This is a genomic window from Brevundimonas vesicularis (genome assembly GCF_900445985.1).
Classification (GTDB): Bacteria; Pseudomonadota; Alphaproteobacteria; order Caulobacterales; family Caulobacteraceae; genus Brevundimonas; species Brevundimonas vesicularis_D.
In genome coordinates this window covers 558,211-569,805 of sequence record NZ_UAQP01000014.1, presented here as the reverse complement: position 1 = coordinate 569,805, position 11,595 = coordinate 558,211, and the positions used below count along the sequence as shown (strand labels likewise).

The 11,595-nt window shown below is 66.9% G+C and carries 12 protein-coding genes; 6 read left to right on the top strand and 6 right to left on the bottom strand.

Going from position 1 to position 11,595, the window contains the following annotated elements:
* Positions 1–25 precede the first annotated feature (25 nt).
* The 3 genes from murJ to DT343_RS11890 all read left to right on the top strand — a co-directional run bounded on the left by murJ (position 26) and on the right by DT343_RS11890 (position 3,254).
* Positions 26–1,621: a murein biosynthesis integral membrane protein MurJ gene (gene murJ / locus DT343_RS11900; RefSeq protein WP_112863060.1), complete on the top strand. Its 1,596-nt coding sequence runs from the start codon at positions 26–28 to the stop codon at positions 1,619–1,621.
* A gap of 125 nt (positions 1,622–1,746) precedes the next feature.
* Positions 1,747–2,790 carry a tryptophan--tRNA ligase gene (gene trpS, locus DT343_RS11895; protein ID WP_017505380.1) on the top strand — a complete coding sequence of 348 codons (1,044 nt, stop codon included), beginning with the start codon at positions 1,747–1,749 and terminating at the stop codon, positions 2,788–2,790.
* Positions 2,790–3,254: an OsmC family protein gene (locus DT343_RS11890; RefSeq protein WP_112863059.1), complete on the top strand. Its 465-nt coding sequence runs from the start codon at positions 2,790–2,792 to the stop codon at positions 3,252–3,254. Before trpS ends, DT343_RS11890 begins: the two co-directional genes overlap by 1 nt.
* On the opposite strand, the gene DT343_RS11885 is transcribed toward DT343_RS11890, so the two are convergent.
* The 5 genes from DT343_RS11885 to DT343_RS11865 are packed head-to-tail and all read right to left on the bottom strand — an operon-like array spanning position 3,251 to position 6,478.
* A complete protein-coding gene (locus DT343_RS11885; protein WP_258522568.1) occupies positions 3,251–4,192 on the bottom strand; it encodes an NAD(P)/FAD-dependent oxidoreductase in 942 nt (313 codons plus the stop codon). The genes DT343_RS11890 and DT343_RS11885 overlap by 4 nt on opposite strands.
* Positions 4,170–4,649, bottom strand: a complete 480-nt coding sequence (locus DT343_RS11880; protein ID WP_112863058.1) for an Rrf2 family transcriptional regulator — start codon at positions 4,647–4,649, stop codon at positions 4,170–4,172. The genes DT343_RS11885 and DT343_RS11880 overlap by 23 nt, the downstream gene beginning before the upstream one ends.
* A 57-nt stretch (positions 4,650–4,706) precedes the next feature.
* Entirely contained in the window at positions 4,707–5,465 is a 759-nt protein-coding gene (locus tag DT343_RS11875) for a dienelactone hydrolase family protein (protein ID WP_258522567.1), read from the bottom strand.
* A 43-nt stretch (positions 5,466–5,508) separates the two neighbouring features.
* Entirely contained in the window at positions 5,509–6,147 is a 639-nt protein-coding gene (locus DT343_RS11870; protein ID WP_112863057.1) for an alpha-ketoglutarate-dependent dioxygenase AlkB, read from the bottom strand.
* Positions 6,110–6,478 carry a hypothetical protein gene (locus DT343_RS11865; RefSeq protein ID WP_017505386.1) on the bottom strand — a complete coding sequence of 123 codons (369 nt, stop codon included), beginning with the start codon at positions 6,476–6,478 and terminating at the stop codon, positions 6,110–6,112. The genes DT343_RS11870 and DT343_RS11865 overlap by 38 nt, the downstream gene beginning before the upstream one ends.
* A 257-nt stretch (positions 6,479–6,735) precedes the next feature.
* On the opposite strand from DT343_RS11865, the gene dnaK reads away from it, so the two are divergent.
* The 3 genes from dnaK to dapB all read left to right on the top strand — a co-directional run bounded on the left by dnaK (position 6,736) and on the right by dapB (position 10,800).
* Positions 6,736–8,676 carry a molecular chaperone DnaK gene (gene dnaK, locus DT343_RS11860; RefSeq protein ID WP_258522609.1) on the top strand — a complete coding sequence of 647 codons (1,941 nt, stop codon included), beginning with the start codon at positions 6,736–6,738 and terminating at the stop codon, positions 8,674–8,676.
* 175 nt (positions 8,677–8,851) lie between these two features.
* Positions 8,852–10,054: a molecular chaperone DnaJ gene (gene dnaJ, locus DT343_RS11855; protein ID WP_112863055.1), complete on the top strand. Its 1,203-nt coding sequence runs from the start codon at positions 8,852–8,854 to the stop codon at positions 10,052–10,054.
* Positions 10,051–10,800, top strand: a complete 750-nt coding sequence (gene dapB, locus DT343_RS11850; RefSeq protein WP_112863054.1) for a 4-hydroxy-tetrahydrodipicolinate reductase — start codon at positions 10,051–10,053, stop codon at positions 10,798–10,800. The genes dnaJ and dapB overlap by 4 nt, the downstream gene beginning before the upstream one ends.
* A gap of 67 nt (positions 10,801–10,867) precedes the next feature.
* Here dapB and dnaQ read toward each other — a convergent pair whose 3' ends face one another.
* Complete coding sequence (gene dnaQ, locus DT343_RS11845) at positions 10,868–11,590, bottom strand: DNA polymerase III subunit epsilon (RefSeq protein WP_112863053.1); 723 nt, start codon at positions 11,588–11,590, stop codon at positions 10,868–10,870.
* Positions 11,591–11,595 lie beyond the last annotated feature (5 nt).

Sequence of the window (11,595 nt, the reverse complement as noted above, 5' to 3'; positions counted from 1 at the left end):
CCTCCGCGCCCTGTCGAATGTCCGCATGAGCCTCGCCCGAAACACCCTGGTGCAGTCGACCCTGACGCTGGGCAGTCGAATTCTCGGCTTCGTGCGCGACATGGCGCTGGCGGCGCGCTTCGGCCAGGGGCCGATGATGGACGCCTTCACCACGGCGTTGATGCTGCCCAACATGTTCCGCCGCCTGTTCGCCGAGGGCGCCTTCGCCCAGGCCTTCGTGCCGGTCTATGGGGGGGTTCGGGCGCGCGAGGGCGAGGAAGCGGCCGCCGTCACGGCGTCCGAGGCGCTCAGCTTCATGCTGGCCGTGGTCGCGGGCTTCTGCATCCTGCTGCAGGTCGTGATGCCCTGGATCATGCCGTGGCTGCTGTCGGCGTATCAGGGTCAGCCCGAGGTGCTGCGCGCCGCCGTGATCGCAACCCAACTGGCCATGCCCTATCTGGCCTGTATGACCGTGGCCTCGCTGCTGTCGGGCGTGCTGAACACCGGCGGTCGGTTCGCCCTGTCGGCGGCCGTGCCGGTGTTTCTGAACCTGTGCACCCTGGCCGCCCTGATGCCGCCGCTGATCCTGCCGATCCCGCAGGAGACGGTGCTGCTGATGGTGACGGCGGCGGTGACGGTGTCGGGCCTGATCCAGGCCGGTCTCTTGTGGTGGGGCGTGCGGCGTCTGGGCGTTCGGCTCAAGATCGGCCTGCCGCGTATCACGCCGAATGTGCGTCACACCCTGGCGCTCGCTGTGCCCGGCGCCCTGGCGGGCGGGGCGCTGCAGATCAACTCTCTGGTGTCGCAGTTCCTGACCGGGTCGGACGAGGGCGCGCGTTCGGTGCTGTATAACGCCGACCGGCTGTATCAACTGCCGCTGGGCCTGGTGGGGGTCGCCATCGGCCTGGCCCTGGTGCCGCGCCTGACCAAGGCCTTCGTCGACGGCGATCACGAGGGCGGGCAGAAGACGCTGGACGACGGCATCAACCTGGCCATGGCCTTCACCCTGCCGGCGGCCGTGGCCCTGTTTGTCATTCCCTTCTTCATCATCGACGCGACGGTGACGCGGGGCGCCTTCACCTCGGCCGACGCCGCCCGCACCGCCGACGTTTTGCGTCAGTTCGCCTGGGGCGTGCCGGCCTTCGTCCTGGCCAAGGTTCTGACCCCGCCCTTCTTCGCGCGTCAGGACACGCGCCGTCCGATGATCTTCGCCGTGGCCAGCGTGGTCATCACCGTCATCCTGGGCTCGGCCCTGTTCTTCTGGTTCCGCCGTCAGGGCTGGGACGGGGTGCTGGGCCTGGCCATCGCCACCAGCACCTCGGCCTGGGTCAACGTCGCTCTGTTGGGCGGCGTCCTGATCCGCGAAAACAGCTGGCGGCCGTCGCCGGCCTTTTTGTCACGCATCGCCCGCGTGATCGCCGCCAGCGCCATGATGGCCGCCCTGCTGTTCGCCGCCGACGTCTTCTATCCGCAGCTGGCTCGCCTGTTCCTGGCCAAGGAGATCGCCGTCCTGGTGGTCTGCGGCGCCGGGGCCGGGCTTTACGGCTTCTGCCTGCTGGCGTTCCGGGCCGTCACCATCTCGGAACTGAAGGCCACGCTGAAGCGCGAGCCCGGCGGCGGCGCGGTCTCCGGTCTGGACTGACAGGCGGCGAACCGATAAGCGCGAGGCCATGACGACCTCGGGCCTGATCCATGACCTGCGATGGCGCGGCTGAACCGCCGCCTGCCTCGCCACGCCTGCCTTTCGACCTTCCGAGACCCGATCCCATGACCGACCAAACCCCCGCCGTTGCGACATATGACGGCCCGCGCCGCATCCTGTCCGGCATCCAGGCCTCAGGCGCGCTGCACCTGGGCAACTACCTCGGCGCCTTGAAGCGGTTCGTGGAGCTGCAGGACCAGGGCGCGCCGGTCTATGTCTTCGTCGCCGACATGCACGCCATCACCGTGTGGCAGGATCCCGCCAAACTGACCGCCCAGACGCGCGAGATCGCCGCCGCCTATCTGGCCTCGGGCCTGGATCCGGAAAAGGCGATCATCTTCCCGCAATCGGCCGTGCGCGCCCATGCCGAGCTGGCTTGGATCTTCAACTGCGTCGCCCGCCTCGGCTGGCTCGACCGGATGACCCAGTTCAAGGAGAAGTCGGGCAAGCACAAGGAACGCTCCTCGGTCGGCCTCTACACCTATCCCGTGCTCCAGGCGGCCGACATCCTGCTGTACAAGGCGACCGAAGTGCCGGTCGGAGAGGACCAGAAGCAGCATCTGGAGCTGACCCGCGACATCGCCGCCAAGTTCAACAACGACTTCGGCGTTCCCGGCTTCTTCCCCGTGCCTGAGCCGATCATCCAGGGGCCGGCGACCCGCGTCATGTCTCTGCGCGACGGGGCGGCCAAGATGTCCAAGTCGGACCCGTCCGACAACAGCCGCATCAACCTGACCGACGACGCCGACACAATCGCCTCCAAGATCAAGAAGGCCAAGACCGATCCCGAGCCTTTGCCGGAAACCCTGGACGGCCTGAACGAACGTCCCGAAGCCAAGAATCTGGTCGCCATCTATGCGGCGTTGGCGGGCCTGACCCGCGAACAGGTGATCGCACAGTTCGGCGGCCAGGGTTTCGGCGCCTTTAAGCCGGCGCTGGCGGATCTGGCGGTGTCGTCGCTGGCGCCCGTGACGGCCGAGATGCGCCGACTGATGGATGATCCGGCCGAGATCGATCGCGTGCTGAAGGCCGGGGCTGAGCGCGCCGCCGAGGTCGCCGATCCCGTGGTGGACGAGGTCAAGAAGATCGTCGGCTTCTGGAGGGCGTAATGGGCGTCTACGAGGCCAAGGTCGTCTGGAACCGCGGCGACCAGCCCTTTCTCGACAAGCGCTACAGCCGCGCCCATTCCTGGAGCTTCGACGGCGGGGCGGTGGTGCCGGGGTCGTCGGCGCCCTCCAGCGTGCCCGTGCCGATGTCCGATCCGACCGGCGTCGATCCCGAAGAGGCGATGGTCGCCTCTCTGTCCAGCTGCCACATGCTGTGGTTCCTCGCCTTCGCCGCCAACGCTGGCCTGGTGGTCGACACCTATGTCGACGAGGCCTCGGGCAAGATGGGCAAGGACGATGACGGCAAACGCTACCTCGCCGAGGTGACGCTGCGTCCCTTCACCAGCTTCACCGGCCGCGAACCCGATCAGGCTGAGATCGACGCCCTGCATCATCAGGCGCACGACCATTGCGAAATGGCCCATTCGGTCCGGGCGACCATCACGGTCGAGGCGACGATCGGCTAGGCGGCGACCGCCGTCTCTTCCTCGACCAGGGACCTGAACAGGGCGTGGGCGGCGATCATGCCGTCCGAGGTCGCCAAGGTGATGTTGGAGGCGGCGCGCGCCAGATCGCCGGCGGCGAAGACGCCCGACTGGGTCGTCTGCTGCATGGCGTCCACCTTGATCACTCGCCCCATCGGAGTGTCGGTCATCTCGCAGCCCAGCCGCTCGGCGAAGGGGCTGGCGACGCGCACATTGGCGCCGACGAAGATGGCCTTCAGGTCGACGAACCGTCCGTCGGTCAGCCGCGCGCCGCTCAGGTCCGGCGCATCGCCCTCCAGCCGCGAGATGGGCGTGGCCTCGATGGTGACCCCGCGTCGATCCAGCAGACGGGCGTCCTCGGGCGACAGGCCGACGTCCAGATCCATGAAAAGGGTGACCTGGCCCCATTCGGCGACGGTCGCCGCATACTGGACCGCGTGATCGCCGCGCCCCAGCACGCCGATGGGGCCGCCGCCGATCTCATAGCCGTGGCACCAGGGACAGTGCAGGGCGGTGCGGCCCCAGCGTTCCTTCACCCCCGGGATGTCGACCAGCACGTCCTCGACCCCGTGCGACAGCAGCAGCCGGCGACCGCTTGTCCGTGTGCCGTCAGCGAAGGCGACCGAGAAACCGCCATCGATCCGTTCGACCTCGACCGCCTCCGCCATGCGGAAGGCGGCGGTGGGATAGGCCGCGACCTGGGCCCGGGCCGACGCCGTGATCTCAGCGCCGGGCTTTCCGTCATTCGTCAGGACCCCATGGGCGCGAGCGGCGAACCGATTGCGCGGCCGGCCGTCGTCGATAACCAGAACGCGGCGGCGCGCGCGGACCAGCTGCATGGCTGCGGACAGGCCGGCATAGGAGCCGCCGATGATCAGGGCGTCGTGCGGCATGACGTCAGGACTTTCGAGCGTGGGCATGGAGCAGATCTCTCTTGGGATGTTCGGCCATGCGGCGCGAGAAATCCGCCGCCAGATCGGCCAGGGTTACGTCGTTCAGGCGCGCGATCAGCAGGGCGCGGGCGGCGGCGTAGGTCTCGGCGAGGGCGTCGTTGACCGCCGCCTCGACCAAACAGCCGTCGGCCTCGATAGGCGGAGCGGCCGGAAACAGATCCGCGCCGCCAATGGCCGTGTTCACCTGACCCAGGGTGATCTGATCCAGCGGTCGCGACAGACGCCAGCCGCCGCCATGCCCCTTTTCCGACGCCACCAATCCCTGCTCGCGCAGGCCGGCCATGGTTCGGCGCACCACCACGGGATTGGTCGAAAGACAGACCGCCAGCTGGTCCGAGGTCATGGGCGAGCCGGTGCGTGTATCATGCTCGGCCATGTGCAGCAGAGCGTGGAGGATGTTGGACAGACGAGAATCCCTTTTCATGTAACTGCAATTGTTACGTGATAGATCGCCCGTCAAGACCGCGGGTCAGTTTTCTTTTCAGCCGTGTGGCACGGCGTCGGTCAGGAAGGCGCCGAAACGGCGCAGGGCCTCGACTGTCAGGTCCGGATCGTGGCGCATCGGACCGTTGTTGGTGGGTTCGTCGAAGGCGTGGGTGCCCCCGGCGATCCAGCTTTCGACCTGGGAGCCGCAGTTGCGGATCATGGCGTTGACCTGTTCGGCGTTGCGCACAGTCGTCAGGTGGTCGCGCTTGCAGGTGACGGCCAGAACGCGCGGGCAATGCCGCCAGGGCTTCAACCGATTGAAGGCGAACGGGCCGATGTAGGGATAGGCCAGCCACACCGCCTTGACGCCGGACAGGTCGGCCTCGGCGGGATCGGTCACGCCAAAGGCGCCGGGCGTCGGCGCGCCGCTCATCATCTCCATGATCGACCAGCCGCCGTGGCTCCAGCCGGCCAGGGCCAGCTTCGTCGCGTCGACATCGGGGCGGGCCGAAACGCCCCGGATCGCCGCCAGCACGTCGCCCACCCGCTCATAGCCCCGGAACGACAGGCCCGTGCAGACCGCCGCCAGGGTGAAGGCCCGGCCCCATCCGCGCGGGCCGTAGGAATCGACGATGAAGGCGCGCCAGCCCGCCGCCTTTGCGACCTCGGAGTAGCGGGGCAGGTGATCGCGCAGACCCCCGCAGCCGTGGAACAGCAAAACCGTCGGCCGGGGCCGGTCGTCGTCCGGGCCCACGACGATGACATGGGGCTCCAGCCGGGCCCAGCGGCGCTTCAGATCATCCATCTCCGACATACGCCGCAGCTTGCCGTCGAAAGCCAGTCCAAAAATCCGATGCTCAACCGGCGCAGCGCAGCGTCAGGTTCAGTCGGCCGCCGCCGGGGATCAGGCGCGACGATCCGGCCAGCACGCGGTCGACGCCGTGACGGGCCAGGCGCGCGGGTCCGGTCAGGGCGCAGACGTCGCCGCTGTCCAGCCTTAACGTCGTGGTGCGTCCTCCCTCCGCCGCGCCGATGCGGAACGTCGCAGTGTCCCCTAGCGACACCGACAGGACGGGCGCGCCGAGGTCGGCCTCGTCCTTGTCCTGGTGCAGGCCCATCTTCGCCGCATCGTGATACAGATTGACCAGACAGGCGTCCGGCGGCGTGGGCCAGCCCACCGTGGCGTGCCACAGATCGAGCAGCACAGTCGGGATCGCGGGCCAGGGTCGCCCGGTCTCCGGATGGATCGACTGATAACGATAGCCGCCCCGGTCGGAGACCCAGCCCAACGGACCGAAGTTGCTCATCTGAACCGAAAAAGGCCGACCGCCGGGCGTGGTCGGCCGATACAGCGGCGCGTCATCCAGCCGGGCGAACACCTCGGTGACCAGATCCGCCTGCGCCGCAGCATCGAGCGCCCCCGGCCAGAGCCGGAAGCCCTCGACGGCGGTCTTCACCTCAACGGGTGTAGGTGTATTCGCTGACCTCACAGACATTGATGCGCGACCGCGTCAGCTCCTGACCGTTGGTGAACTCGGCCTTGAAGTCATAGATGCAGGCGCCCGAGCCGTCATCGATGTTGATGCGCACATCCTGCCCGCTTTCCAGCACGTCCGAGCCCAGGATGTCCTCTTCCCAGTCGTCGCTGCGTGAATCCGACGCGTAGAAGCGCAACATGGTCCAGCCGGTGCGGTTCTTGATGGTGACGTGCCGATCATAGCCGTCTCGCGACTGAATGGCCGGCGCCCCGGCAGGCGGCGCGGCGGCGGCCGCAGAGCCGATCAGAACGGCGGCGGCGACGGCCGCCTTGAGCATGGTCTTGATCATTGTTTCCTCTCCCTTCCTTCATCGCGGTCCCCAGAGCGCGATGGGAAATCTTATGCCCGACGATCGCTGTCTTCGCATCTTCAAATTTCGCCGTTCTTCGAAAGCTTTGAATCGCATAACGCCCTTGCGGGCGGGGGGGATTTTCCCATATCGGGGCCAGCTTCGGAGAAACCCCGCGAAACTTGGGGCTATCCAGCCTGATCCACGCCAACCCAACCGGGGGCGGTCACGCGCGGCGCTTCGTCGAAGGCCGCCGCATCGCCCGCCGAACCAGAGAGACTGAAGAACACATGGCCAAGATTATCGGCATCGACCTGGGCACCACCAACTCGTGCGTCGCCGTCATGGACGGCAAGACGCCGAAGGTGATCGAAAACGCCGAGGGCAACCGCACGACCCCGTCGGTCGTGGCGATCCAAGACGGCGCGGAAGTGCTGGTGGGTCAACCCGCCAAGCGCCAGGCCGTCACCAACCCGTCCAACACCTTCTTCGCGATCAAGCGCCTGATCGGCCGCAACTTCGATGATCCCGTCGTCGCCAAGGACAAGGGGATGGTGCCCTATGAGATCGTCAAGGGCCCGAACGGCGACGCCTGGGTGCGCGCCTTCGGCAAGGACTATTCCCCGCAGCAGATTTCGGCCTTCACCCTGACCAAGATGAAGGAAGCGGCCGAGGCCTATCTGGGCGACAAGGTCACCCAGGCCGTGATCACCGTGCCGGCCTACTTCAACGACAGCCAACGTCAGGCGACCAAGGACGCCGGCAAGATCGCCGGCCTGGAAGTGCTGCGCATCATCAACGAGCCGACCGCGGCGGCCCTGGCCTATGGTCTGGAAAAGAACGACGGCCAGAAGATCGCCGTCTATGACCTGGGCGGCGGCACCTTCGACGTCTCGATCCTGGAGATCGGCGACGGCGTGTTCGAGGTGAAGTCGACCAACGGCGACACCTTCCTGGGCGGCGAGGACTTCGACCTGCGTCTGGTCGACTACCTGGCCGACGAGTTCAAGAAGGAGCAGTCGGTCGACCTGCGCCAGGACAAGCTGGCCCTGCAGCGCCTGAAGGAAGAGGCCGAAAAGGCCAAGAAGGAGCTGTCGACCACGACCCAGTACGAGGTCAACCTGCCGTTCATCACCATGAACGCCTCGGGCCCGCTGCACCTGAACATCAAGCTGACGCGCGCCAAGCTGGAAAGCCTGGTCGAAGACTTGGTCCAGCGCACGATCGAGCCGTGCAAGAAGGCCCTGGCCGACGCCGGCCTGAAGGCCTCGGACATCGACGAAGTGGTTCTGGTCGGCGGCATGACCCGCATGCCCAAGGTCGTGGAAGCCGTGAAGGCGTTCTTCGGCAAGGAGCCGCACAAGGGCGTGAATCCTGACGAAGTCGTGGCCCTGGGCGCCGCCGTTCAGGCCGGCGTTCTGCAAGGCGACGTCAAGGACGTGCTGCTGCTGGACGTGACGCCGCTGACCCTGGGCATCGAAACCCTGGGCGGCGTGTTCACGCCTCTGATCGAGCGCAACACGACGATCCCGACCAAGAAGAGCCAGACCTTCTCGACCGCCGACGACAACCAGTCGGCCGTGACGATCCGGGTCTTCCAGGGCGAGCGTCCGATGGCGTCTGACAACAAGATGCTGGGCCAGTTCGACCTGATGGGCATTCCGCCCGCGCCACGCGGCATGCCGCAGATCGAGGTCGCCTTCGACATCGACGCCAACGGCATCGTCAACGTCTCGGCCAAGGACAAGGCGACCAACAAGGAGCAGTCGATCCGCATCCAGGCGAACGGCGGCCTGTCGGACGCCGACATCGACAAGATGGTCAAGGAAGCCGAGGCCAACGCCGCCACCGACAAGGCCAAGAAGGATCTGGTCGAGGCGCAGAACGCCGCCGACAGCCTGATCCACTCGACCGAGAAGGCCCTGGCCGACCATGGCGACAAGGTCGGCGCGGACGAGAAGACGGCCATCGAGACCGGCCTGGCCGAGCTGAAGACCGCGCGCGAAGGCACGGACCCGGAAGACATCCGCGCCAAGACCAACACCCTGGTCCAGGCTTCGATGAAGCTGGGTGAGGCCATGTACGCCCAGCAGCAGGGCGACGCCGCCGCAGAAGGCCAGCCGGCCGACGACGGCGTGGTCGACGCCGAGTTCGAGGAAGTGTCTGACACGGACGGCGACGACAAGAAGAGCGCCTGATCCGTCACAGGTCGCTGAAATGATACGGCCCCGCTTGTCTTGCGATAGGCGGGGCCTTTTCATGAAACTTGCATCATTGGTCCCGGACCCCATGTCAGCCGGGACATCGATTTCGACCAACGCGCGATAAGAGGCGAGGCGAAAGCGAACGGGGAAGTATGAGGACGAACGCCCGATGGCGCGTGATTATTACGAAGTTCTAGGTGTCGAACGCACGATCGACGCCCCCGGCCTGAAAGCCGCCTACCGCAAGCTGGCCATGATCCACCACCCGGACCGCAATGGCGGCTCGGAAGAGTCGATGGCCAAGTTCAAGGAGTTGTCCGAGGCCTATACGGTGCTGTCGGACGACAACAAGCGCGCGGCCTATGATCGTTACGGCCATGCGGGCGTGAACGGCGGCGGGGGCGGCAATCCCTTCGGTCAGGGCGGTCAGGGCTTCTCGGACATCAACGACATCTTCTCCCAGGTCTTCGGCGATGCGTTCGGGGACGCGTTCGGCGGACGCCAGGGCCGGGGCCAACAGGGCGGACCGCGCCGGGGCTCGGACCTACGCTACGATCTGGAGATCACCCTGGAGCAGGCCTACAAGGGCGAGGACGTCGAGATTGACATCCCCTCGACCATGACCTGCGACACTTGCGAGGGGTCGGGCGCCAAGCCGGGCACCAAGCCCGTCACCTGCACCACCTGCCAGGGCGCCGGTCGCGTGCGCCAGGCCAACGGCTTCTTCCAGGTCGAGCGCACCTGCCCCCGCTGCCACGGCCAGGGTCAGATGATCGCCGATCCCTGCACCGCCTGCCATGGTCACGGACAGGTGCGCAAAACCCGCACCCTGAACCTGAAAATCCCCGCCGGCGTGGACGACGGTTCGCGCATCCGTCTGTCGGGCGAGGGCGATGCGGGCCAGCGCGGCGGACCGCGCGGCGATCTGTACGTCTTTATCTCGGTCACGCCGCACGACCTGTTCGAGCGCGACAACCTGGACCTGCTGGTCACCGTGCCCGTGCCGATGACGGTGGCGGCCCTGGGCGGCGAGATCGACGCGCCCTGCTTGGTCTCCACGGCCTGCGACGGCAAGTGCAAGGCCTCTGTCGCCGTGCCGGCCGGCGCCCAGACCGGCAAGACCGTGCGCATCAAGGGCAAGGGTATGCCCCATCTGAACGGCCGCAACCGGGGCGATCTGGTGGTCGAACTGTTCGTCGAGACGCCCACCGATCTGACCGCGCGCCAGCGTGAGTTGCTGGAAGAGCTTGCCCTGTCGTTCGGGGAGGGGCAGAACCCCAGGAATTCCAGCTTTGCCGGAAAGGCGAAGCGTTTCTGGGCCGACATCCTGGGCAATCAGGACGCGGACGGGTCGAAAGAGAACGCGGTTTGAGCGCAATCTTCCACGCCGGCATTTCCGGCTATCGCGGCCGGATGGGGCGTGCGGTCTCTCAGGTTCTGGACGCCCGCGAGGACGTGGTGGTCGCCGCCCGCTTCGATTGGGGCGAAACCGCCGACCTGTCGCTGTGCGACGTGATCATCGACTTCTCGACCCCGGCCGCCTCGGTGGGTCTGGCCCAGGGCGCAGCTGAGCGCGGCGGTCCGGCCCTGGTGATCGGCTCGACCGGCTTCACAGACGAGCAGGAAGCCGACCTTATGAAGGCCGCCGAGAAGGTCGCCATCGTCAAGAGCGGCAACTTCTCTCTGGGCGTGAACATCCTGATCGGCCTGGTCCAACACGCGGCCCAACGTCTGGACGCCCAGGACTGGGACATCGAGATCACCGAGGCCCATCACCGCCGGAAAGTGGATTCACCGTCGGGCACGGCCCTGATGCTGGGCGAGGCCGCCGCCGAGGGGCGGTTCGCGGATTTGGATGACCTGCGCTCCAAACCCTATGACGGGGTCCAGGGCGAGCGCGAGAGCGGCAAGATCGGCTTTTCCTCCATCCGCGCCGGCGGCATCATCGGCGAGCATACGGTGCTGTTCGCATCGGAAGACGAGGTGCTGACCCTGAGCCATTCGGCGATCGATCGGTCTCTGTTTGCCAAGGGCGCGGTCGCCGCCGCCGCCTGGGTGCGGACGCGAGGCCCCGGTCTCTATGACATGCAGGACGTGCTTGGCTTTCGGCAGGCTTAAGGCTGGGGCGCTGCGCGCCGCGCTATGTTCGCGACGCGGTCGCTCACGACTTGAGCGCTAAAAGAGACTAAGCCGCGTCTTCCTGCGCTGGCAGGCCGTAAGCTTCCCAAAGTGATCGGTCCTTCAGCGCCTTGGCGAGAAAGGCGACATGGGCGGCCTGTTCCTCGGGCGTCGAGCGCGGCGCCAGCGGGCGGGTACGCTGGCCGTAGGCGGCGGTTTCGATGACGCCGCCGGGGCCACGACCGACCGGCGCGGACGACAGGTCCAGCACCCGTTCCTTGCCGCCGCGAAGCTCAAGATAGACCTCGGCCAGCAGACGGGCGTCGATCAGGGCGCCGTGCAGCGTCCGCTCGACCAGCGACACCTTGTAGCGTTTGCACAGGGCGTCCAGCGAGTTGGGCATGCCCGGAAACCGCGTCTGGGCCAGTTTCAGCGTATCGATCCAGCGCGCGTCGCCGGTGATCGGCCGGCCGCACCGCGCATATTCGAAGTCGATGAAGTTGCGGTCGAAGGCGGCGTTGTGGGCGATCATCTGCGCATCGCCGATGAATTCGATCAGGTCGTCGGCGATCTCGGCGAACTTGGGCGCATCCTTGACCTTCTCGTCGGTGATGCCGTGAACCCGGATGGCGTCGGGCGGGATCAGCCGCTCGGGATTGACGAACCGATGGAAGGTCCGCCCCGTCGGCAGCAGGTCCTGGATCTCGATACAGCCGACCTCGATCAACCGGTCGCCCGTCTTGGGGTCGAAGCCGGTGGTTTCCGTATCCAAAACGATCTCGCGCGCCATTCGCC